At 51.8% G+C, this 23959-nt stretch carries 19 protein-coding genes; 16 read left to right on the top strand and 3 right to left on the bottom strand.

Annotated elements, in window-relative coordinates; genetic code table 11:
- Positions 1–233: 233 nt before the first annotated feature.
- From F7P81_RS15560 to F7P81_RS15540, 5 genes are all read left to right on the top strand, one after another.
- On the top strand, positions 234–1160 hold the full coding sequence (locus tag F7P81_RS15560; protein WP_075657333.1) for a peptidylprolyl isomerase: 927 nt from the start codon (positions 234–236) through the stop codon (positions 1158–1160).
- Positions 1161–1456: 296 nt separating this feature from the next.
- Complete coding sequence (gene argJ, locus F7P81_RS15555; protein ID WP_151160223.1) at positions 1457–2698, top strand: bifunctional glutamate N-acetyltransferase/amino-acid acetyltransferase ArgJ; 1242 nt, start codon at positions 1457–1459, stop codon at positions 2696–2698.
- Entirely contained in the window at positions 2698–3459 is a 762-nt protein-coding gene (locus F7P81_RS15550) for a GNAT family N-acetyltransferase (RefSeq protein WP_151160222.1), read from the top strand. The genes argJ and F7P81_RS15550 overlap by 1 nt, the downstream gene beginning before the upstream one ends.
- A gap of 10 nt (positions 3460–3469) precedes the next feature.
- Positions 3470–3880: an 8-oxo-dGTP diphosphatase MutT gene (mutT, locus tag F7P81_RS15545; protein WP_075657337.1), complete on the top strand. Its 411-nt coding sequence runs from the start codon at positions 3470–3472 to the stop codon at positions 3878–3880.
- Between the two features lie 122 nt (positions 3881–4002).
- Positions 4003–4359 (top strand): hypothetical protein, encoded by a 357-nt coding sequence (locus F7P81_RS15540; protein ID WP_022711265.1) that lies wholly within the window; start codon positions 4003–4005, stop codon positions 4357–4359.
- 9 nt (positions 4360–4368) lie between these two features.
- Here F7P81_RS15540 and F7P81_RS15535 read toward each other — a convergent pair whose 3' ends face one another.
- Complete coding sequence (locus F7P81_RS15535) at positions 4369–5244, bottom strand: methyltransferase domain-containing protein (protein ID WP_151160221.1); 876 nt, start codon at positions 5242–5244, stop codon at positions 4369–4371.
- 82 nt (positions 5245–5326) lie between these two features.
- Between F7P81_RS15535 and F7P81_RS15530 the strand changes: the two genes are divergently transcribed.
- The 4 genes from F7P81_RS15530 to F7P81_RS15515 all read left to right on the top strand — a co-directional run bounded on the left by F7P81_RS15530 (position 5327) and on the right by F7P81_RS15515 (position 7781).
- Positions 5327–6127 (top strand): ComF family protein, encoded by an 801-nt coding sequence (locus F7P81_RS15530; RefSeq protein WP_151160220.1) that lies wholly within the window; start codon positions 5327–5329, stop codon positions 6125–6127.
- An 85-nt stretch (positions 6128–6212) separates the two neighbouring features.
- Positions 6213–6476 carry a glutaredoxin 3 gene (gene grxC / locus F7P81_RS15525; RefSeq protein WP_033316077.1) on the top strand — a complete coding sequence of 88 codons (264 nt, stop codon included), beginning with the start codon at positions 6213–6215 and terminating at the stop codon, positions 6474–6476.
- Between the two features lie 25 nt (positions 6477–6501).
- Entirely contained in the window at positions 6502–7359 is an 858-nt protein-coding gene (locus tag F7P81_RS15520; RefSeq protein WP_022711261.1) for a carbon-nitrogen hydrolase family protein, read from the top strand.
- The gene (locus F7P81_RS15515; RefSeq protein ID WP_151160219.1) at positions 7356–7781 is read left to right on the top strand and encodes a DUF1178 family protein; all 426 of its coding nucleotides are present in this window, start codon (positions 7356–7358) and stop codon (positions 7779–7781) included. Before F7P81_RS15520 ends, F7P81_RS15515 begins: the two co-directional genes overlap by 4 nt.
- Before the next feature lie 173 nt (positions 7782–7954).
- Here the strand turns inward: F7P81_RS15515 and ubiG are convergent, their stop codons facing one another.
- On the bottom strand, positions 7955–8746 hold the full coding sequence (ubiG, locus tag F7P81_RS15510) for a bifunctional 2-polyprenyl-6-hydroxyphenol methylase/3-demethylubiquinol 3-O-methyltransferase UbiG (RefSeq protein WP_151160218.1): 792 nt from the start codon (positions 8744–8746) through the stop codon (positions 7955–7957).
- 186 nt (positions 8747–8932) lie between these two features.
- Here ubiG and F7P81_RS15505 point away from each other — a divergent pair, with 186 nt between their 5' ends.
- The 7 genes from F7P81_RS15505 (at position 8933) to F7P81_RS15475 (ending at position 21260) form a co-directional block, all read left to right on the top strand.
- Positions 8933–10186 carry an aspartate kinase gene (locus F7P81_RS15505; protein WP_022711258.1) on the top strand — a complete coding sequence of 418 codons (1254 nt, stop codon included), beginning with the start codon at positions 8933–8935 and terminating at the stop codon, positions 10184–10186.
- A 640-nt stretch (positions 10187–10826) separates the two neighbouring features.
- Positions 10827–13097: a phosphoenolpyruvate--protein phosphotransferase gene (gene ptsP / locus F7P81_RS15500; protein WP_151160217.1), complete on the top strand. Its 2271-nt coding sequence runs from the start codon at positions 10827–10829 to the stop codon at positions 13095–13097.
- Positions 13098–13237: 140 nt separating this feature from the next.
- On the top strand, positions 13238–14314 hold the full coding sequence (gene prfA, locus F7P81_RS15495) for a peptide chain release factor 1 (protein ID WP_028233711.1): 1077 nt from the start codon (positions 13238–13240) through the stop codon (positions 14312–14314).
- Between the two features lie 8 nt (positions 14315–14322).
- Positions 14323–15198 carry a peptide chain release factor N(5)-glutamine methyltransferase gene (gene prmC / locus F7P81_RS15490; RefSeq protein ID WP_151160216.1) on the top strand — a complete coding sequence of 292 codons (876 nt, stop codon included), beginning with the start codon at positions 14323–14325 and terminating at the stop codon, positions 15196–15198.
- 462 nt (positions 15199–15660) lie between these two features.
- Complete coding sequence (locus tag F7P81_RS15485; RefSeq protein WP_151160215.1) at positions 15661–16581, top strand: DUF4167 domain-containing protein; 921 nt, start codon at positions 15661–15663, stop codon at positions 16579–16581.
- Positions 16582–16940: 359 nt separating this feature from the next.
- Complete coding sequence (gene clpB / locus F7P81_RS15480; protein WP_022711252.1) at positions 16941–19526, top strand: ATP-dependent chaperone ClpB; 2586 nt, start codon at positions 16941–16943, stop codon at positions 19524–19526.
- A 297-nt stretch (positions 19527–19823) separates the two neighbouring features.
- Complete coding sequence (locus F7P81_RS15475) at positions 19824–21260, top strand: L,D-transpeptidase (protein ID WP_151160214.1); 1437 nt, start codon at positions 19824–19826, stop codon at positions 21258–21260.
- A 48-nt stretch (positions 21261–21308) separates the two neighbouring features.
- Here F7P81_RS15475 and F7P81_RS15470 read toward each other — a convergent pair whose 3' ends face one another.
- The gene (locus F7P81_RS15470; protein WP_151160213.1) at positions 21309–23276 is read right to left on the bottom strand and encodes a M23 family metallopeptidase; all 1968 of its coding nucleotides are present in this window, start codon (positions 23274–23276) and stop codon (positions 21309–21311) included.
- Between the last annotated feature and the right edge of the window lie 683 nt (positions 23277–23959).

The raw sequence follows: 23959 nt of genomic DNA, 5'->3' as shown, positions 1-23959 counted from the left end.
TGGACAGATAAGAGGGGAGTGCGGCGATGTCAATGATTTGACAACAGTCATAGTCCCGAGCAATGCGATTATATGCGCATAACAAAAGGGACTATTACTGCTGAAATATATATATTGTGCAGAAAATTGCCATATCGCCTAAAAACTATTCTGCTTTATCCGAATGAGAGCGAAGCAGCAAAATTCTGCCTTATTCTTGGGACGGTACTTCGTCCCCGAAGGAGAAATCACTGATGACCCGTACCCGTAAAGTCCTGATTCAGCTTGCAGCCGGTCTGCTTTTGACCACTGCTGCAGGCTCTGCCTATGCGCAAGGCACCGCTGCAAAGACTGAAACTGCAGCAAAACCGGCTGAAAAAGCCGATCCGAACAAAGTGCTTGCCACTGTAAACGGCGTTAAGCTGACACAGGGCGAAGTTGATCAGGCTTCGAGCGATCTGGATCCGCAGTTCTCCCGTTTGCCGGATGATCAGCGCCGTCTTGCTGCACTGGCTGCTCTGGTTGATATCAAAGTTCTGGCCGCTGCCGCGAAAACTGAAAAACTCGACGACAGTGCAGATTTCAAACAGCGCATCGAGTTTCTGAAAGACCGCGCGCTGCATAATGAATATTTCCAGACTGCAATCGTAGACAAGATCTCCGATGCAGATGTACGTGCCCGTTATGACAAGGAAATCGCGGCAATGCCTGCGAAGAACGAAGTTCGTGCGCGTCATATTCTCGTAAAAACTGAAGACGAAGCCAAAGCAATCATTAAGAAGCTTGAAGGCGGTGCCAAGTTTGAAGATCTGGCAAAAGAAAGCTCAACCGATGGTTCTGCCGCACAGGGCGGTGATCTGGGCTATTTCGGCGAAGGCATGATGGTGCCTGAATTCGAAAAAGCTGCCTTTGCACTGGAAGTCGGCAGCTATACCAAAGAGCCTGTGAAGTCGCAGTTCGGCTATCACATCATCAAGCTGGAAGATAAGCGCCAGCAGCAGCCGCCTGCATTTGATGAAGTGAAAGATCAGGTTCGCTCGATCGTCATTCGTGAAAAATATATCGAAATGGTCAAGAAGCTGCGTGACGGTTCGAAAATCACTTATGAAGACGAAGCTGTTGCCAAAGCGATGAAAGAAGCTGCCGACGCACAGGATGCAGCTGCGAAAGCCGCTCAATAAGCTTACATTTTGCTTTGATGTGATTGCCAATCTGGTAAGTTTAAGGCGAATTTTGATAAAAATGATCACCTGCGCTGATTATTTCGGGCAGGTGATTGCATTTTATGCCTATCCGTCATTTATTGGCCTCAACCTGAGGTGAAATGGCGGGTGATTTGATGTGCCGACAGCATCTGAAAGGCACTCAGGATACGAGCTGTTTTATTTCGGTTAAAATTCATTGGTATTTAGCCGCATGACCATGACGCAAAACTATTTTCAGTTTTGTCGGTAATGCTTTTATTCTCGAGGCACGCATGTCTTCTTCTGTTTCTCCGCTTGCACCAAAACATTATCCTGCCATGCCGGTGATTACCGGTGTGCGAATGGCAACTGCCGAAGCGGGGATTAAATATAAAAACCGAACAGACGTGCTGATGATGGTTTTTGATAAGCCTGCTTCTGTTGCCGGTGTTTTCACCCGCTCCAAATGCCCGTCTGCGCCGGTGGATTTTTGCCGCGAGAGCCTGAAACACGGAACAGCCAAAGCGGTGATCGTCAATTCCGGTAATGCCAATGCCTTTACCGGTAAAAAAGGTCGTGAAACAACGACAGCCACAGCCAAAGCTGCCTGTGAGGCGCTGGGCTGTGAAGCGCATGAAATCTTTCTCGCTTCAACCGGTGTGATCGGCGAGCCGCTGGATGCCGGCAAATTTTCGCATCTCTTCGGTGATATGAATGCGCGTGCCGATAATAATGGCTGGCTGGAAGCGGCCAAAGCGATCATGACCACCGATACTTATCCGAAAGTGGCAACGGAAACCGTGCTGCTTGGCGGTGTGCCGGTGACGATTAATGGCATCGCCAAAGGTGCCGGTATGATTGCGCCGGATATGGCGACCATGTTGTCTTTTGTGGTGACAGATGCGCCGATTGCCTCTGATGTCTTGCAGGGCCTGTTGTCCAAAGCGGTGGATTCCAGTTTCAATGCGGTGACTGTGGACAGCGATACTTCCACGTCTGACACGCTGATGCTGTTTGCGACCGGCACAGCCGCCGAACGCGGCGCTGTTGTTGTAACATCAGCTGATGATGACCGTCTGGCAGAATTTGACCGCGCTTTGCGTAAGCTTCTGAAAAATCTGGCTTTGCAGGTTGTGCGCGATGGCGAAGGCGCACGCAAAATGCTGGAAATCACCGTGAAAGGTGCGGTGTCTGATGTGTCTGCCAAGCGTATTGGTCTGTCAATTGCCAATTCGCCATTGGTGAAGACAGCGGCTGCCGGTGAAGATGCCAATTGGGGACGCGTGGTGATGGCTGTTGGTAAGGCGGGTGAACCGGCTGACCGTGATCGTCTCGCCATCAGCTTTGGTAATATCCGCGTGGCGGTCGATGGTGAACGCGATCCTGATTATTCGGAAGCTGCGGCTTCTGCCTATATGAAGGGTGAGGATATTCTCATCACGGTTGAGCTTGGTATGGGCGAGGGCACAGCCACGGTCTGGACTTGCGATCTGACCAAGGAATATGTGGCCATTAACGGTGATTACCGGTCGTGATGTCTGAAATTCGTCAGTTTGAAGAGCTTGGTTTTCATGCATGGCCCGCTTTGCAGGTCACGCATTTCGGGGACTGGGCTGTTCAACTGACACCTTACTATCCGTCAAAACGCGGCAATTCGGTTAATCTGCTGAACCCGACTGATGATGCGGATCTGGCGCAGCGGGCCGAGGCCTGTGAAGCGCTGTTTACAGCGCAGGGCAAACAGCCGGTTTTCCGGCTGACACCGCTGGCACCGCCCGCATTGGCCGATTATCTGGTAAAGCGCGGCTATACGGCCACGGGCGCATCATCAGTGATGGCCTGTGATTTGCGTGATAACGCAGCGTTGAAGACCCCGCAGCCGCGTCTGCCGTTACGGCTTGTGCAGTTTCGTGACGGGCAGGAGATCGGCTATAGCCGGATTTCCGGTGCGTTTCACGACCGTCCTGAGCCGCTGGTGGAGGGACTGGCGGAAGTTCTGCGTTCAATCAAGCCGCAGAAATATGTCATTGCCGGTTTTGCCGGAGCTGAACCTGCGGCAACACTGCTTTGTGTGAGTGAGAACGGCTATACCGGTCTGCTGGATTTGTGTATTGGTGAGGCGTTCAGACGGCGTGGTTTTGCAAAAGCACTGGTTCTGAATGAGATGGCGCAGGCCTTATCCCGCGGCGATCATTTTTTCTGGTTGCAAGTGGAAAGCGCGAATGCAGCAGCGCGTGCTTTGTATCAGGGGTTAGGCTTCACCACTGTCTATGATTATATTTATTATTGCAGATAGGTAGTATTTGATGACTGAGGGCAAAAAGATTGTGCTGGTGGCAGCCTGTGCGCTGATTGATACGGACGGCCGTATTTTGCTGGCACAGCGCCCTGAGGGCAAAAATTTGGCCGGTCTTTGGGAGTTTCCGGGCGGTAAAGTTGAAAGCGGTGAAACACCGGAAGATGCGCTGATCCGCGAATTGCAGGAAGAGCTGGGCATTATCACCAAACATGCCTGCCTCGCGCCGCTGACTTTTGCCAGCTATTCTTACGATAAATTTCATTTGCTGATGCCGCTTTATATCTGCCGGCGCTATGAGGGCATTGCCCGCTCGATGGAAGGGCAGGCGCTGAAATGGGTCAAACCAAAAGACCTCCGCTCCTATCCGATGCCGCCTGCCGATGAGCCGCTGATCCCTTTCCTGATGGATCTCCTGTAATCCTCCAGCGCATCCTTGATAATTGCCGGTTATTTTTAGTCGTAAGACGGGTTTTTACGATTTTGTTAAGGGATGATTCACTGACATGCCGCATGGTGGGATCATCGCGCCGGAGTATGACGATGAGCAGCAATCGCAGTCAGTATCAGTCAGAATTTCTGACAGACTTTTTTAAAGATGATGAAGAGACAAAATCGGGCTTTATGCCTGTTGCCAAAAGCGGCTTTGTCCGTTGCATTTTGCTGTTCGGTTCCGCAATTCTCGCATTGACGCTGGTCATCGTGCCGGTGCTGAGCCAGAAAGCCAATAAGCAAACCGCGCAATCGCTGTTTCCTGCCGGTGTGGATATGATGTCCACCGGTTCTATTCAGCGCGGCAATACTGACAAAGCCTATATTGAGCGCAAAAGCCTGCTGCAATCCTCACCGGAAGCAGTTTGCGTGATTGCCCGTGACGGCTCACAGCAGGGCGACTGCTGATCTTTCTTGTTACTTTTTCGGTTCTTTTTCCGTAGCAAGCAGGGCTTCAGCCAGTGAAGCCTTGGCCGATCCCGGTTTCAACGGCTGCTGCTGCGAGGCATGGGGTGCCCAGCCGGACATCCAGATGAATGAGAATGTTGCGCGGATGCGCCCGTCGGGATCGCTGAAGCGCTCGGCATAAATCTCCGCAGCCCGCATGAACAGACGACGGCCAACCGGTTTGCGCGAACGGCCGGTGAGAATATTGGCCATACCCATGGCGCGGATATCGGCCATCAACGCAAACATATTGTCATAGCGCACAGTGACATTCTCAATATCCGTCACCGGTAGCGCAAAACCGGCACGCTGCAACAGGGCACCACCATCACGCACATCGGCAAAAGGTGCCACACGCGGGCTGACGCCGCCGGTCAGTTCAGACTCGGCCTGCAACAGCGATTCACGCAGCTCTCCGAGTGTGCCGGCACCCGCCATGCAACCGAGAAACAATCCGTCAGGCTTCAGCGCCTGTTTGATTTGCATCATCAGTCCCGGCGTGTCATTGGTAAACTGTAATGATAGCAGTGAGATAATCAGATCAGCACTTTGTGGTTCCAGCGGCAGATATTCCGTGCTGTCTTTTGACTGATAGTCAATGCTTTCAATCACTTCTGCCTTGCCGGACTGTTGCAAAGATAAAGCAGCAGACGGCGTATAGGGATTGACGATTACAGCACGGGAAAACTGACGCTCAACCGTTGAAAGCCTGTCTTCCAGATCCTGCACCGTGCGCTCCAGCAGAAAATCCGCACCACTTACATTGCGCTGTATCGCCCGTTTCAGGCGCTGTTGCAGCAATGCGCTGTCGAAAATAGTGTTTGGTGTGGTTTCTGTTGCTGGCATTTCTCGTATCCCGATATTTCTCTGGACTACACCGGTGCATCTGGCATGGTGATGTAAATGCGTTCAATCGGGGGCGAATGCAATGGGGGAATTGCCGCTTTCTCATGAAACTGTTGTGAGAGAGACAGGTTTTCAGCGCTTGCTGCAAAATATACAAGCCTGTTTAAAAACGCTGCCGGACAGGATTTTTCCGGCACTTTGCGAGGGTTGCGACAGCCCCGTTTCACAGGCCGGCACTTTATGCGGGGCTTGCTGGAATGAGATGCGCTTTCTGGAAGCGCCATTGTGTCCGGTGATGGGTACGCCCTTTACACATGATTTTGGCGAGCATTTTCTCTCAGTCGAGGCAATTGCCGATCAGCCGCCTTTCCGGCGCTTGCGTTCTGTCGCCTGTCACGATGGTTCAGCCCGTCATGCCGGTATTTCGCTGAAATATTATGACCGGCTTGATCTCGCCCCCTGGATGGCACGCTGGATGCAGCGGGCGGGGCATGAATTGCTTGAGGGATGTGATGTGATTATTCCGGTGCCGCTGCATCGTAAGCGCTTGTGGAAGCGCCGTTATAATCAGGCAGCAGAACTGGCGCGGGTTTTGGCGAAGCTCAGTGGCAAAAATTATGAGGCTGCAGCCTTGCAGCGTATCAAGGATACACGGCAGCAGGCGGAGCTGAGCCAGTCCGAGCGGTTGCGTAATGTGGCAGGTGCATTTCAGGTGCCTGAGGCAGGGCGAAGCAGCGTGCAGGGGCGCACTGTGTTGCTGATTGATGATGTTTATACGACCGGTGCGACAGTCAAAGCGGCCTGCCGTGCTTTGCTGAAAGCAGGAGCGGCAGAGGTGGATGTGCTGACGTTCGGCAGGGTTTTACCGGACATACAGAAATAATACCCGCGACAACAAACCGGCAGCAAATGCTTGGATGATTGTGCAGGCATGGTTATATAGAGTTGAAACTCTGGAGACTCTTGAAATGAATGTTGAAATTTATACCCGTGACGGCTGTGGTTACTGCGCACGTGCAAAACAATTGCTGAATGAACGTGCGCCTGGCTACACGGAATTTAATGCGAGTGTTGATCCGAAATATCGCGAAGAAATGATGACCCGCTCCGGCGGTACAACATTTCCGCAGATTTTTATCGGTGATGTGCATGTCGGCGGTTGTGACGATCTTCATGCGCTGGATCGTGCAGGCAAGCTGGTTACTCTGCTGGAAACCGGTAAAGCAGACTAATCTATAAGGCATAAAGGGGAGAATAATGTCGATGGTTAAAGTTGCAGCAGTGCAGATGCGTTCAGATGGCGATATGTCCGCCAATATTGAAGCCCTCAGCCGTATGGTCGGAGAGGCTGCCGCCCAAGGTGCGCAATATGTGCAGACGCCTGAAAATACCGGCATTATTCAGAATGACCGTGCGCTTTACCGTGCCAGCCTTCATGCGGAGCAGGATGATCCTGTGGTGCGTGAAGCCTCGGTTCTGGCAAAGCGGCACGGCATTCATCTCCATATCGGTTCCACGCCGATTAAACTTGAGAGCGGGCTGATCGCCAACCGTGCTTTTGTTTTTGCGCCGGATGGCTCAAAAATCACCACTTATGACAAGATCCATATGTTTGATGTGGATCTGGATAATGGTGAGAGCTGGCGTGAATCCGATACGATTTCGGCAGGGGATCGCGCAGTAGTAGCGGAACTGCCATTTATGAAACTCGGACTGGCAATCTGCTATGATATCCGCTTTCCGCAACTGTTTCAGGCGCAGGCCAATGCCGGTGCCAATGTGATTTCCGCGCCTGCTGCTTTCACCCGTCAGACCGGTGAGGCGCATTGGCATATCTTGCAGCGGGCGCGTGCCATTGAAAATGGTGCCTTCCTGATTTCTGCTGCGCAGGGCGGTCTGCATAACGGCAATCGCCAGACCTATGGTCATACAATTATTGTTTCGCCATGGGGGAAAGTTCTGGCGGAAGCCGATCACGATAATCCGGCGGTGATCTATGCGGATATTGATGTGGCGGACAGCGCTGCTGCCCGTAATAAAATCCCGAATTTGAAAAATGCGCGGGAATTCAAACTGGAAACCATTGTCGCGGAAGGTGAAACGATCAAGGCATGATGCGGTTTTCTCTGCACTGTGACCAGTCCCATGAATTTGAGGGCTGGTTTCGTAATAATGAGGATTTCGACAACCAGACCGCACGCGGTCTGGTGCAATGCCCTGTTTGTCACTCACCTAATGTGAATAAGGCGCTGATGGCACCGTCCGTCACCACCGGTCGCACCAAAGAGAAAATTGCAGCGACCATGGGTGAAGCCCAGCGCAAATTGCTGGATGAGATGCGTGAGATCAGCCGCAAGGTGAAAGAGAATGCCGATTATGTCGGCGATCGTTTTGCCGAGGAAGCGCGTAAAATTCACCATGGTGAAACGGAAGAGCGCGGCATTTACGGTGAGGCAACGAAGGAAGAAATCACATCGCTCGTTGAGGATGGTGTGGAAATTCTGCCGTTGCCGGTGTTGCCTGAGGATTATAATTGAACCGTGCCGGTTCAATGGCTGAAGACTAGAGCGGTTTACGTTCAAGTTGGATCACAGTGCTCGCTCTAGATTCTTTAGTGGTCGCATTGTCATGCCATTCAAGTTGTATCAACTTGAATGTGAAATGCTCTATAACTGATCCGTATAAACGGATCAGTTTTTCCAAGCATAATTTAGCGGCGCTGCGCCAGAACCATATAATTCACGTCGAGATCGCGTGAGCGGCTCCATGTATCATTGAGCGGATTATAGCTCACGCCGGTTTTTTCCAGCACAGTCAGACCGGCAGCCTGCAATGGTTTTTCCAGCTCTTCGGGACGCACCAGTTTTTCATATTGATGGGTGCCTTTCGGCAGCCAGCGCAGCACATATTCTGCGCCGATAATCGCCAGACCCCATGCTTTGAGTGTGCGGTTGATGGTGGCAACAAACATCAGTCCCTGCGGCTTGACCATTTTCGCTGTCGCCGACATGAACAGATCAACGTCGGAAACATGCTCAACTACTTCCATATTCAGCACGATATCGAATTGTTCACCGGCATCGGCCAGATCTTCTGCTGTGGTGGCACGATAATCGATTTCAATGCCCATTTCCGCAGCATGGATTTTTGCGACTTCAATATTGGTGGTTGAGGCATCGGCACCGATAACTGTCGCGCCAAGGCGTGCCATCGGTTCGCAGAGCAGACCGCCGCCGCAACCAATATCCAGAATGCGCAGGCCTTCCAGCGGTCTTGCCGCCAGCGGATCACGGTTGAAATGCTTGCAGATCTGTTCTTTCAGATATTCCAGACGGGTCGGGTTGAATTTATGGAGCGGGCGGAATTTGCCCTGCGGGTTCCACCATTCGCTGGCAATGCGCGAAAAATGCGCAACTTCAGCGGGATCAATCGTGGTACGGCCGGATACGGATTCCGGTGGCTGTTGTGAGCCAGTATCTGTCTGTCTGGACGTGTCGGACATAGCTTTCTCCATTTCCTACCAATGGACTTGTCTGTTCATTGATGAAAGTCAAGTATCTTTTCGCCTGTTGCGCTTGCGAAGTGGTCATAATTTCGGTATGTCAGCATCACTTACCTGTCAGGAGTACCTCTCAGTACGATGGCAGGTTCCGTTGGTTCTCATTTTCATTTAGGATATGTCGACATAATGGCGCGCATTGTGATGAAATTCGGCGGTACTTCTGTGGCCGATCTTGAACGGATCCGGAATGTGGCGCGTCACGTTAAACGTGAAGTCGATTCCGGCAATGAAGTGGCAGTTGTGGTTTCGGCTATGGCCGGTAAAACCAATGAGCTGGTTGCCTGGACGCGTGAAGCATCACCGATGCATGATGCCCGTGAATATGATGCGATTGTTGCATCGGGCGAGCAGGTAACGGCCGGTCTTCTGGCGATTGTGCTGCAGTCTATGGGCGTGAATGCACGTTCATGGCAAGGCTGGCAGATCCCGATCAAAACCGACATGACGCATGGTGCGGCACGTATTACGGATATTGACGGTTCTTTCCTGATTAAGCGCTTTGGCGAAGGTCAGGTTGCGGTGATTGCCGGTTTCCAGGGTATCAGCCCGGATAATCGTATTTCGACGCTCGGTCGCGGTGGTTCCGATACTTCGGCTGTTGCCGTTGCGGCAGCGGTTAAAGCTGATCGCTGTGATATTTATACGGATGTGGATGGTGTTTATACGACCGATCCGCGCGTAGAGCCTAAAGCCCGCCGTATGGCCAAGATTTCTTTTGAAGAGATGCTGGAAATGGCATCCCTTGGCGCTAAAGTGCTGCAGGTTCGCTCCGTAGAACTGGCCATGGTGCATAAAGTGCGTACATTTGTACGTTCAAGTTTTGAAGATCCGCATGCGCCGGGCATGGGTGATCCGCTCAACCCTCCCGGAACACTGATTTGCGATGAGGATGAAATCGTGGAACAACAGGTTGTAACTGGTATTGCTTTCGCCCGAGATGAAGCTCAGATCTCATTGCGCCGCGTGGCCGACCGCCCGGGTGTATCTGCGGCGATTTTTGTCCCGTTGGCTGAAGAACATATCAATGTTGATATGATTGTTCAGAATGTTTCCGAAGACGGTTCAAAAACCGACATGACCTTCACCGTTCCTTCCGGTGATATGGATAAGGCTGTGCATGCGCTGGATAAGGTAAAGGCTGAAATCGGCTGTGACTCCATCCAGTCGGAAACCGGTCTGGCAAAAATTTCGGTGATCGGCACCGGTATGCGTTCTCACGCAGGTGTTGCAGCGACTGCATTTAAGGCGCTGGCTGAAAAAGGCATCAATATTCGCGCAATCACGACCTCCGAGATTAAAATCTCGATCCTGATTGACAGCGCATATACAGAACTGGCGGTACGAACCCTGCATTCTGTTTACGGGCTGGATAAGCACTAACAGCTGCGTGAGTTATAAAGTTTCAGAAAGGCAGTGCTTCGCGGCGCTGCCTTTTTTTCTGCCTTATTCTCTTCATTTCTGTTGGGCGGCAACATTATACCAGGCCGTGTTGCGTTTAATCACATTCATGGCGTTCGCTCTATCTCTTTGTTTTTACGCATGTCACTATCGGAAAACCGGTACTCACTTTTCCGCGACATGCTATTATCTTTTCAGGGGTAAACGGAAATACAGGGTTTAGCTATGCAGTCATTGCATAGCTGGCGAGCAAGAATAAGAGCAGAGCGATCCGGTTCTGGTCAGGTGCAGGCAGCGGGGCGAATAAAATCATTTTTGTTGATGGAGAGGCTTTAATCGGTTTATGCCCCATTTTAGACACGTAAACTGCAATAAGAGCACAATGAATAATAAGATTTGATAATTGTACTCTGGACGATTGTGAGAAAAATGCTCACAAGCAAACCAAACTGAGCTATGCACACAGCGGTGTGATTCGTGATCGGACTGGTCTTGTAGTATCAGGATGAAACAATGCCTGACCGGCCGATCGGAAAAGCGGTAAAAGCCGACGAGTAACCACATACATTGTGTATTGTGGTTTGAGATTGGCATGAGGCATATGGAGGAGCATTGAGACCCTATGCGTGAGCTGACAGCCGGACCCCGGATTTTGCTCAAGCGTCTTCGCGCTTTAATGGCGGAAGCGCTCGAACCGCAGGAACGTCTTGACCGTATCGTGCGCGAAATCGCGCAAAATATGGTGGCGGAGGTCTGTTCATTCTATGTGCTCCGATCTGATGAAATTCTAGAGCTCTATGCGACCGAAGGTCTGAATCCGCAGGCCGTGCATCTGGCGCAGCTGCGTCTGGGGCAGGGGCTTGTCGGTACGATTGCCGCAACCGCTCGCCCGCTCAATCTGACTGATGCGCAAAGCCATCCGGCTTTCACTTATCTGCCAGAAACCGGCGAAGAAATTTATAACTCCTTCCTCGGTGTGCCGGTATTGCGCGCAGGCCGGACGATGGGCGTGCTGGTTGTGCAGAACCGCACCAAACGGGCTTATCGCGAAGATGAGCTGGAAGCTTTGGAAACAACCGCCATGGTGCTGGCGGAAATGGTTGCCGCAGGCAATCTCACCCGCCTTGCGCGTCCCGGTGTGGAACTGACTAACGGGCGTTCTGTCAGCTTCAACGGTCATGCCTATAATGATGGCGTAGGCCTCGGGCATGTGCTGCTGCATGAACCGCGCATTGTTGTGACCAATCTCTTTAATGAAGATATTGAGCATGAGATCACCCGCCTTGATGAGGCGATGGGGTCTTTGCGTCTCTCGATTGACGATATGTTATCGCGCCGCGATGTGGCGGTAGAGGGTGAGCATCGGGATGTGCTTGAAGCCTACCGGATGTTTGCCCATGACCGTGGTTGGATGCGCCGCCTTGAGGAAGCTATCCGCAATGGCCTGACCGCAGAAGCAGCGGTTGAAAAGGTGCAGAGCGATACGCGCGCACGGATGATGCATCTGAGCGATCCTTATATGCGTGAGCGTCTCAGTGATTTTGACGATCTTGCCAATCGTCTGATGCGGCAGCTGATGGGGTATGACCCGAAAACCGCTGCGGAAATGATGGCGAAGGATTCAATCATCGTTGCCCGTTCCATGGGGGCTGCGGAACTGCTGGATTATCCGCGCGAACGTGTGCGCGGTCTGGTGCTGGAAGACGGTGCAACGACAAGCCATGTGGTGATTGTCGCGCGTGCTATGGGTATTCCGGTGGTCGGGCAGGCTAAAGGCGTGGTTGCACTGGCTGAAAATAATGATGCGATCATAATTGACGGCGAGGATGGCCGTGTTCATCTGCGGCCGCAGTCTGATGTTGAAGCAGCCTATGCGGAGAAAGTCCGTTTCCGCGCTAAAAGACAGGCGCTTTATCGTGAGTTGCGCGATAAGCCGACGATTACCAAAGATGGTCAGCCGGTTTCCTTGCTGATGAATGGCGGTCTGATTGTTGATCTGCCACAGCTGAAGGAATCCGGTGCGGATGGTGTCGGCCTGTTCCGCACGGAACTGCAATTCATGGTGGCTTCCACTTTCCCGCGTTCAGGACAGCAGGAAAAGCTCTATCGCGCAGTGCTGGAAGCGGCGGGTGATAAGCCGGTAACCTTCCGCACATTGGATATCGGCGGTGATAAGGTGCTGCCTTATTTCCGCTCCAACGCCCATGAAGAAAATCCGGCGATGGGGTGGCGGGCGATCCGCCTTGCTCTGGACCGGCCAGGTCTGATGCGTACGCAGTTGCGCGCGCTGCTGAAAGCTGCGGGCGGTCGTGAATTGCGCATTATGTTGCCGATGGTGACAGAAGTGGCAGAGGTGAAAGCGACCCGCGAGATTATCGAACGGGAAGTCAATTACCTGACCCGTTTTGATTATCAGCCGCCGAGCAGCCTGAAAGTAGGGGCGATGATCGAGGTGCCGTCACTGTTGTGGCAGCTGGATGAGCTAATGCGCGAAGTGGATTTCGCCTCGGTAGGGTCGAATGATCTGTTCCAGTTCATTATGGCGGTTGACCGTGGCAATGCGCAGATTGCGGATCGTTTTGACCAGTTGTCTCCGGCATTTTTGCGGGTGTTGCAGCAGATTGCCGAAGCGGGCAAGCGCCACAATAAACCGGTGACACTCTGCGGTGAAATGGCGGGTAAGCCATTAACGGCGATGATGCTGGTGGGGCTGGGCTTCCGCTCGATCTCAATGTCTGCAGCGGCAATCGGACCGGTGAAAAATATGCTGTTGTCGCTTGATGCGGCGCAACTGAATACGGTTCTGAGCGACCTCGTGCAGAGACCCGATGCCAACGGATCAATCCGCGAGCATCTGGTTCGTTTTGCAACTGTACAGGGCATTCCTCTGTAACAGACCACTAAAAGCGCTGACATTTGTGCAGAAAATTTCGCAATCAGGCATTTCCGTTTGATTGCGAAATGCTTTATGGGTGCCCTCATCAAGCTGAAAACTGAATTTCAGAGATATAATTATATTATCAGGATTATCGCATGGTCGCGCTTCCGCAAGACAGAATGGATCAGTTGTTAAAGCATTTTGTCATGCTTGAAGCGCAGATGGCGAATAATCCTTCGCCGGAAACCTATGTCAAACTGGCGTCGGAATATTCCGAGCTGCAAGATGTGGCGCTGAAAATCCGTGAATTGCAGGCTGCCCGTCAGGAGCTGAGCGATCTGGTTTCCATGCGTGATGATACGTCAGGCGATGCAGAAATGCGCGCTTTGGCTGAAATGGAAATTCCGGATACGGAAGAAAAAGTCGAGGCGCTGGAAGCCGAAGTCCAGATTTTGCTGCTGCCGAAAGATGCGGCGGATGAGAAAAACGCTATTCTGGAAATTCGTGCCGGTACCGGCGGTTCCGAGGCGGCCTTGTTTGGCGGCGATCTCTTCCGCATGTATGAGCGTTATGCAGCGGATAAAGGCTGGCGTGTGGAAGTTGTCTCTGCCAGTGAAGGTGATGCCGGTGGTTTTAAGGAAATCATTGCGACAATTTCCGGTAAGGGTGTGTTTTCCAAGATGAAATTTGAATCCGGTGTGCATCGCGTGCAGCGCGTGCCGGAAACAGAAGCCAGCGGACGTATTCATACCTCGGCGGCAACGGTGGCTGTACTGCCGGAAGCGGAAGATATTGATATTGAAATCCGCAATGAAGATATTCGTATTGATACGATGCGCGCGTCCGGTGCCGGTGGTCAGCACGTCAATACCACGGACTCGGCCGTACGTATCACCCATATTCCGACCGGGATTATGGTGGTGCAGGCAGAAAAATCGCAGCACCAGAACCGTGCGCGTGCGATGCAGATTTTGCGTGCCCGTCTTTATGACATGGAACGCCAGCGTGCGGAAAGTGAGCGTTCGGAAGCGCGGCGCAGCCAGGTTGGCTCCGGCGATCGTTCAGAGCGCATCCGTACCTATAATTTTCCGCAAGGCCGTGTGACGGATCACCGGATTAATCTCACACTCTACAAGCTTGACCGCGTGATGATGGGCGAGCTTGATGAGTTGGTGGATGCATTGATTTCGGATCACCAGACCGCATTGCTGGCGGAATTGGGTGATAATTGATCGCCGTTATGACTGAACCGAAAACTACAAATAACACGCTTGGTCAGCTTTTAGCCCATGTGCGGCTTGAGTTGCGACAGGCAGAAATTGATGGTGCCGAGCTGGATGCACGCCTGCTGGTGCAGCATTTTACCGGTGCATCGCTGACAGATTTTGTGATCCGTTCGGATGCAGTAGTTGCGCCGGATGTGACGGAGCAAGTGCTGGGTGCAATGCAGCGCAGGCTGGCCGGTGAGCCGGTACACCGAATCATCGGTGAGCGCGAATTTTATGGTCTGAGCTTTAAATTAAATGCCGATACGCTTGAGCCGCGCCCTGATACAGAGGCGTTGATCGGGCTGGTATTGCCGTTTCTCGAACAGAGAAGCTCGGAAAAGGGCTTCGTTGATCTTCTGGATATGGGCACCGGTACGGGGGCAATTGCGATTACCCTGTTGCATGAAATAAAGACCGTGCGCGGTGTTGCTGTTGATATTGCTGAAGGCGCCCTGCAAGCGGCACGGATCAATGCAAAATTGGCGGGTGTTTCATCACGTCTGGCTGTTCTGAAAAGTGACTGGTTTGGTGCTGTTCGCGGAAAATATGACCTGATTGTCTCGAATCCGCCCTATATTCCGGCAAAAACAGTGCTTGAACTGGACAAGGAAGTTAAAGATTACGATCCGCGCCGTGCTCTGGACGGCGGAGAAGACGGATTAAATTTTTATCGTGCTCTTGCAAAGCACAGTGGCGCCTACCTACATGATAATGGTATAGTTGCTGTGGAAATCGGGGCAGGACAGGCGGATGATACGGAGGCAATTTTTGCACAATATTCATTCCGTCTGACAAGCGTAGCCGAAGATTTGGCCGGTCATAAACGGGCATTGTCATTTCAGCGTTGACTTTAATGTTTAATATGCCCAAAAAAGACTTGGAATTTACGGCAAACACGTCTAATTTCCTGTCACCGCTACTGCATCGCATGTCCTGTAGGATGGATGAAAGATGCGGTAACAATTCGGACTAATGCGTAATCTCATTTTTAAACCGGCAGCGATTTAAAGAATTATGCATTGGTATGTCGGACAGGGTTGTCAGCCTGAAATTATATGTTTGAATTTGTATCTTTATAAAACCGTGTCATGCGACGCGAAATTATGAGTGATTCAGACATTTTGATCAGCAGCTGTCCGGTGGTTTTTCAACCGACCTCCTTTGCGGAGTTGCTGACACGGCAGCACAAAACTTAAATTAAAATTATACGCTGAAAGTGCGGGGCGCGCTTTCTGTTATTGTAGTTATGAAGTCGCTCAGCCCTTTCAGCTGAAATGATTTCTTCGCCCCTAATCTGAAAAGAGATGAGTATGAGGCCAGGACAGCAGAACAGGCGCATGCGTGGACGGGGGAATAATAACCGTAAGGGCCCTAATCCTCTTTCCCGTAATTACGAAAGTAACGGACCTGATGTAAAAATCAGGGGTAATGCGCAGCATATTGCCGAAAAATATATGACTTTGGCCCGTGATGCGCAGGCGACCGGCGACCGGGTGATTGCAGAAAATTATTTGCAGCACGCTGAACATTACAATCGCATTATTCTGGCGGCACAGGCACAAAATCCTGCGCCGGTGCAGCGCGATGAAGCTTTTGATGATGACTTTGATGATGAAGAAGGTATGGAGCAGGGTCATTCCGGCCAGTCCGTATCGCATCAGGAAGTCTATGATGGCAGCGGCCCGCAGCCTGTGATCGAAGGCACGCCTGCTGAAGTCATGTATGGCGAAGAAAATTCCCGTTCTTCCAACCGTAATAACCGTCAGCAGAATAATCGTCAGGATCGCGGCGACCGTAATGATCGCAATGATCGTAACGACCGTAACAATGACCGTCAGGGTCGCATGCAGCGTCCGCGCCGTCATCAGCGTCCGGAATATGGTGCAGATCAGGGACAGGAAGCGCCGGTTGCAGCCGCACAGGTGCCTTTTGATCAGTCTGCTGAACAGCCGGTTGTCACGTCAAACTTTGCTGAACCGGTTGTGACTGAAGTTGTGGAAGCGCCTGTTACCCGCCGTCGTCCGCGTGCCGCTGCGCCTGTTATGCAGGACGGTGATGATGCACCGGCAGTTGAAGCGAAGAAGGATGTTGTTGCTGAAGCAACCGGTGCGGATGAAGCACCGGCACCGCGCACCCGCCGTGTTCTGCGCCCGCGCCGCACGACAAGCCGTGCAGCGAAGGCTGATGGTGAAAATCAGGATCAGGATACCGCTTTTGCTGAAACAGAATAATCTGTTTGCATAAGAGAGAATAAAAACCGGCAGGGAAATCTGCCGGTTTTTTTATGTGCGGGGGGCATGACTGCGGCTTTGCATAACTACGGGCGGGGCTTAACCCCTGTTGTGATAATAATTTTTCACCTTCATGCTTTCAGCCCTTGCAGGGAGAGGACTATCGCCCCATATCCCTTGTGACAGGATGCCGGAGCAATTTATTCCATGCATTTCCAGTGAAACTGGTTCTGATTTTTGCCAGAATATTTTGTCCCGTTTATCTAAATCTGCTGAATAATGGTTCCTGCCTTTAAGGGGGAGCCGTCACCCATGATCTGCCGGTGCCTTGAAGGGCTGGCGGGCGAAAAGGAGACACTATGAATATTGAAAAATACAGCGAGCGCGTACAGGGTTTTCTCCAGTCAGCGCAAAGCTTTGCATTGAATTCTGATAACCAGCAATTTGCCCCTGAACATCTGCTGAAAGTTTTGGTGGATGATGAAGAAGGTCTGGCTTCCGGCCTGATCGAACGGGCAGGCGGTCGCCTTGCTGATCTTAAGCTCGGATTACAGAGTGCCTTGGCTGCGCTGCCGAAAGTAACCGGCGGTAGCGGACAGCTATATCTGTCGCCTGCACTTGCAAAAATCCTGACCACTGCGGAAGAACTGGCCACCAAAGCCGGTGACAGCTATGTCACGGTTGAGCGTTTGCTCACCGCTTTCACACTGGAAAAAAGCGCAAAAACCTATGAAATTCTGACACATGCCGGTGTCACAGCCAAAGCTTTGAATGAGGTGATTAATCAGATGCGTAAAGGCCGGACTGCCGATAGTGCTTCTGCCGAAGCCAATTTCGAAGCGCTGAAAAAATATGCCCGTGACCTGACCGAGGATGCGCGTTCCGGTAAGCTTGATCCGGTGATTGGCCGTGATGAAGAAATCCGCCGTACCATTCAGGTTCTGTCGCGTCGTACCAAGAATAATCCGGTGCTGATCGGTGAACCGGGCGTGGGTAAAACCGCGATTGCTGAAGGTTTGGCACTGCGTATCGTCAATGGTGATGTGCCGGAATCGCTGAAAGACAAGCGGTTGATGGCGCTGGATATGGGCGCACTGATTGCCGGTGCGAAATATCGCGGTGAATTTGAAGAACGCCTGAAAGCTGTGCTGACGGAAGTTGAAGCGGCGGCAGGCGAAATCATCCTGTTCATCGACGAAATGCACACTCTGGTCGGTGCCGGTAAATCGGACGGCGCGATGGATGCGTCTAATCTGCTGAAGCCTGCGCTTGCCCGTGGTGAGCTGCATTGTGTTGGCGCAACCACATTGGAAGAATACCGCAAATATGTTGAAAAAGATGCGGCGCTTGCCCGTCGTTTTCAGCCGGTATTTGTCAATGAGCCAACCATTGAAGATACGATCTCGATCCTGCGCGGTCTGAAGGAAAAATACGAGCAGCACCACAAAGTGCGTATCTCGGATTCTGCTCTGGTATCAGCCGCAAGCTTGTCGAACCGCTACATCACGGATCGTTTTCTGCCGGATAAGGCAATTGACCTTGTGGATGAAGCGGCTGCGCGTTTGCGTATGCAGGTGGATTCCAAGCCGGAAGAGCTGGACGAGATGGATCGCCGTGTCATGCAGCTGAAGATTGAGCGTGAAGCGCTCAAGCTGGAAACGGATACGGCTTCGAAAGACCGGTTGCAGCGTCTTGAAAAAGAACTGACCGATCTGGAAGAGGAATCCGCTGAGCTGACTGCCAAATGGCAGGCAGAAAAGCAGAAACTCGGCCATGCGGCAGATCTGAAAAAGCAGCTTGAAGATGCGCGTAATGCTTTGGCGACTGCCCAGCGGAATGGTGAATTCCAGAAAGCCGGTGAACTGGCCTATGGTACGATCCCGCAGCTGGAAAAACAGCTGAGCGATGCGGAAGCACAGGAAAATACCGGCACAATGCTGGAAGAAACTGTATCGCCGGATCATATTGCGCAGATCATTTCCCGCTGGACCGGTATTCCGGTTGACCGGATGCTGGAAGGCGAACGGGAAAAATTGTTGCGGATGGAAGACGAACTCGGCAAGCGGGTGATCGGTCAGGGTGAAGCAGTGCAGGCGGTCTCGCGTGCGGTGCGTCGTGCCCGTGCCGGTCTGCAGGATCCGAACCGTCCGATCGGCTCGTTCATCTTCTTAGGACCAACCGGTGTTGGTAAAACAGAACTGACCAAAGCTTTGGCCACATTCCTGTTTTCCGATGAAACAGCCATGGTGCGGATTGATATGTCCGAATTCATGGAAAAACACTCGGTTGCCCGTCTGATCGGTGCCCCTCCGGGCTATGTCGGTTATGAGGAAGGCGGTGTGCTGACAGAAGCTGTGCGTCGTCGTCCGTATCAGGTGATCCTGTTCGACGAGATTGAAAAGGCACATCCGGATGTCTTCAACGTGCTGTTGCAGGTGCTGGATGATGGTCGTCTGACCGATGGTCAGGGGCGTACGGTGGATTTCCGCAATACGCTGATTATCATGACCTCCAATCTCGGTGCGGAATATCTTGTTGCACTGAATGAAGATCAGGATGTGGATAGCGTACGTGAAGAAGTTATGGGCGTTGTCCGTGCATCTTTCCGTCCGGAATTTCTCAACCGCGTGGATGAGATTATTCTGTTCCATCGCCTGCGCCGCTCCGAAATGGGTGCGATTGTCGATATTCAGCTGGCAAGGTTGCAGAACCTGCTGAGTGACCGCAAGATCACGCTGGATGTTGAGGATGATGCCCGTAACTGGCTGGCCGATAAGGGCTATGATCCTGCTTATGGTGCCCGCCCGCTGAAACGGGTGATCCAGAAACAGGTACAGGACCCGCTCGCCGAGAAAATTCTTGGCGGCGATATCCTCGATGGTTCGGTTGTGGATATTTCGGCCGGATCAGACCGGCTGGTTTTCCAGCCCAAGCCGAAACACTGAGCTTCAGGGGGACAATACACCCTGATTGAGTGAAGAGATGGCAAGCGGCATCACTGAATGTGGTGCCGCTTTTTCATGGCGCTTTGGCTTTATTGAATTGTCGCATGCTCGCGGACGCTCAATGAGTCCATTGAGCTGCGTCATGCTTTATAAAAAATATCTGTTGCGGATTGTCTTCTTCATATGCAGTTAAGTTATTAACCATAAAAATGGCCTGATCTGTGACTAAGGCATTTCAGGTCAGGCGACTGGCTGAAGAAACAAGATTTGCGCTTTAAAGGGTGTGGTATGCATAAAATGCGGGGAATTCTACGGAAGACTTATCTCGGACTGTCGGTGACAGCGCTGACGGGTCTGACAGCGGCGACCGCTTATGCGTCCCCTTTTGATATTGGTGGTTCTGCTTCCGGTGAGGAGCGTCCCGTGTTGATGGCACAGCTTTATGATCCGGGTGAAGTTATTTATCAGGATAATAAAGTACGGGTCTATATTGATGCTTCAGGGCGTCAGGTGACCATGGATAATAGCGGCAAGATTTTGCGTATTCAGGAACAGCCGGGCGGCTATCCGCAACAGCCTCCGCAGCAACCGGATTCTAATGATAACTGGACATTGAACGGACCGGTCGGCGGCGGAGTGCCTTATGACGGCTTTGCCAATGTGCCGGATGATGCCGGCACGGATTATTTTCCGGCAGCACCACGAGGCAATACGGGTGTGAATAATGCAGCAGTTGACCGTTCTGCTTTGCCGGATGTCGGTGCTGCACCGTCACCGGATGATAATGATTTCAAACCGGCGATTGAAGATCCTTACGGACAATATCCGAACACGTCTTCCGGCATGTCCGGTTCACAGACACCGCCAGTTGTGATGCCGAAAGGTCAGGGTGCGAAAGCTAAATTTGCAGCCTATCAGATCATGCTGGATCGTGCCGGTACATCACCGGGCGTGATCGACGGCAAAGCGGGCAGCAATGTTGACAAGGCGGCGGCGTCCTATCTGGAAGTAACAGGTCTGAGCATTAATCCGGCAGATGAAACGCAGGTCAATGCCCAGCTCGAAGCCACAGGCGGCCCTGCTTTCACAGAATATACGATTACCAATGAGGATATCGGGCGCTTTTATCTGGCTTCTGTCCCCAATGATTACAGCGAGAAGGCAAAGCTGCCGGAAATGGCCTATGTCTCGCCGCGTGAAATGCTGGCTGAAAAATTCCACATTGATGAAAATTATCTTCAGGAAATCAATCCGGGGATCAGTTTCCGCCAGCCCGGTGAAGTGATCCGTGTGCCTAATCTGGGCAAGCAGAAGCGTGCGCCTATTGCCAAAATTATTGCGGATAAGGCGCGCAAACAAGTGCGCGGCTATGATGCAAACGGCAAACTGGTTGTGGCTTACCCGTCGACAATCGGCTCGGCAGATAATCCTTCGCCTTCAGGCATTGTGACGGTTGAGCGTATCGCGACCAATCCGAATTACACCTATAATCCGAAGATTAATTTTAAACAGGGTAATAATGACAAGGTGCTGATTGTGCCGCCGGGGCCAAACGGGCCGGTGGGCACTGTGTGGATTGCACTGTCAAAGCCGACTTATGGTATTCACGGCACCCCTGATCCGTCCCGTATCGGTAAAACAGCCAGTCACGGTTGTATACGCCTTGCCAACTGGGATGCGGAAGAACTGGTCAAGCTTGTAAAACCCGGAGTGACCGTGGAGTTTACGGAATAAGAAATAAAAAAGCGGCCTGAACGGCCGCTTTTTTATTCTATAAAATTATCAGCTTTTTGCCTGAGATGTATTGGCAACCTTGGCAGGGGCATCTCCCTTACCATCCAGCAGCTGATCAATACGGTTACGTTCACGCGTAAAGACTTCCAGCTGTTTTCCACCCAGAGACTGACTTTGCGGCATACGGATACGCATCGGATCAACTTTTGCGCCATTCACAATCACTTCATAGTGCAAATGCGGGCCGGTCGATAGACCGGTTGAACCGACATAACCGATCAGCTGCCCCTGACGAACGCGGGCGCCAGGTGTAATGCCGGAAGCAATCGCGTTCTGGTGGTTGTAACTGGTCTGATAGCCGTTGCCGTGACGAATAATGGTCTGATTGCCGTAACCATTGGCCCAACCGGCTTTTTCAACAACACCATTACCGGCAGCAAGAATCGGGGAGCCGCGCGGTGCGCGCCAGTCGACACCTGTATGCATGCGGACATAACCGAGGATAGGATGGCGTCGTCCGCCGAATGGCGAACCGAAGACACCGTTCGGAACCGGTTTACGGATCAGGAATTGCTGGGCACTGCGGCCATTCTCATCATAAAATTCCACGCTGCCTTCCGGCGACTGGTAGCGGTAGAATTTTTTGGTCGTGCCGCCCATATTGGCGCTGACATAGAGCAGCTGAGATTCTTCATTCGCACTTTCGGAATCTTCCGGCAGGGAGAAGAATGCTTCAATCGCATCGGAGCGGGTGATCTTGGATTGCAGATCGACATCATTCGCCAGCATTTTTATCAGCTGCCGTGCCATATCATTGGTCATGCCATAGGCAAGAGCTGCTTTATAAACGGCATCATAAACAGATGGCAGCTCACCGCGGATTGTCGGCGGCGGTGCATTATCATCAAATGCAGTTTGCAGAAGCGGGGTCATTTCCGGTTCATCAGACGGAACATATTGGTTTTGGTCATCAAGAGCGACCGTAACAATATGGGTTGTTCCGTTATAGAGTGTCACACGGACAATATGATCTTCTTCTTCAGAAGAGGTCACGCCCACACGCAATACGCTGCCAGCCTTCAGGCGCGGCGAATTCATCAACTTGCTCAGGGCTTCAGCAATATTATCCGCATCTTCCCCCTCATAGCCGCTCTTATTCAGAGCATCGATGATTTTCGAATCCGAACGGAAAGGAATAATATCTTCGGAGAAGCCGGTATTGGTTTCACCATCGAGAAGGCGGTTGCTGACGCTGACATTCTCCTGCGTGATACGCACGCCAAGCGGTTGTGTCAGGGTATAAGGGGAATCGCCGCTATTACCAAAGCGGAGCGGATCGACATAATGAAGAGACGCGATCTGCACATCGCCGTCAGTCAGCAGCTGACCGGTGCTGCGGACGACTTTTTCAACTTCGTCGCTGGTAAGATCTGATGCTGAATCATAATTTCCGGCATTAACCGGAAAATCGATCGTACGCAGACTGATTTCACTTTCAACCTTCGCGCCGTAAATTTGTCCGGTACTCGCAGCCTGCACCTGTTGTTTAGCGCCGTCAGAGAAAACAGCCATAGCATCAAATGCCGGATATTGGCGGCTTGCCGGATGATCGGCGGCCAAAGCCATACGGACATATTCAAAAGGTTTGGTACGGATAACCTCGCGCTCGCCAACTTTCTGCATGGTTGAAACTTCCATGCGGCGGCGGTCGCGGCTTTTTTGTTTGGTGACAGTTGCAATAACGCGGTTGCCCTTGGTGCTGTCCTGAGCATCCGATTTCGCCGGCATTTCTTCTTTTGTAACAAGCTCCGGAGGCGTCGCTAATTGCTGACGTCCGTCGAGTGCTGCAAAGAGTGCAACACCAATGAGTAATGAAGCTGTAATGCCGGTCAGAAAAGTACCGGCCAGCCATCGCGCAGAAACTTCACGCCGATCCGGTGGTCCGCGACGCCCGTCCGTGATGAGCGGCGGCTCATCTCCGGGGTCGCTGGAGTTGGTCACGATCTGCTGATTCATGCCGCGCAGTACCATTCCTTATTATATATTGCGCACCGCAGGCTGCGGAAAAATCTGCGTAATATTGAATTACCTCAGGTGAGGAGCAAAGTTTTGCCTGTGCATACCGGTCAAGTCAATGAGAAGACGGCAAACAATCGGGATATGTGGAATCATTCCACGATTATTCGCCTTATTTAAACCGGAGCACTGAACCTATTTCATTTCAGATGTGTGCGTACGACCGGAATGGGGCGTGTTTATGATCGCTACATTATTAGGCTGTGAAAAGCACTATATATAATGAGCATCAATGGTCTCATGAAAAACACTGTTTTGGACATGGATTCGGGTGTGAGGTGAATGATTCCGCGTTTTGATTCTGAATTTATGAGTCGAAACAAGGGTTTGTGGGTGTGATTTGATATATTTGGCTTTGTTTTTGGGGTGATTTGGGGAGGTTTTGGGTGTTGGAGTAGTGTGGTGAGGGGATAAAGCGGGGTGATGGGCGCTGTTTTTCGATTTTTGTTATAAAAATTCCATAAAAGGTGTTTTGTCGTGTTGACAGTTTGGATTGGTGGGGTCTATATAGCGACACAACGAGGGCGGCGGCGCTGCTAGCGGCAGAGAGCTTCGCCCCTGATATTGGTTGACTGAGGAATTGGTTAGCTGGTTAAAGCACTGAAAAGATTGAGAGATTGATT

Source organism: Pseudochrobactrum saccharolyticum (genome assembly GCF_008801715.1).
Classification (GTDB): Bacteria; Pseudomonadota; Alphaproteobacteria; order Rhizobiales; family Rhizobiaceae; genus Pseudochrobactrum; species Pseudochrobactrum saccharolyticum.
Note: the sequence above shows the minus strand (reverse complement) of the source record. Positions and strands in the feature narration are given on the sequence as shown.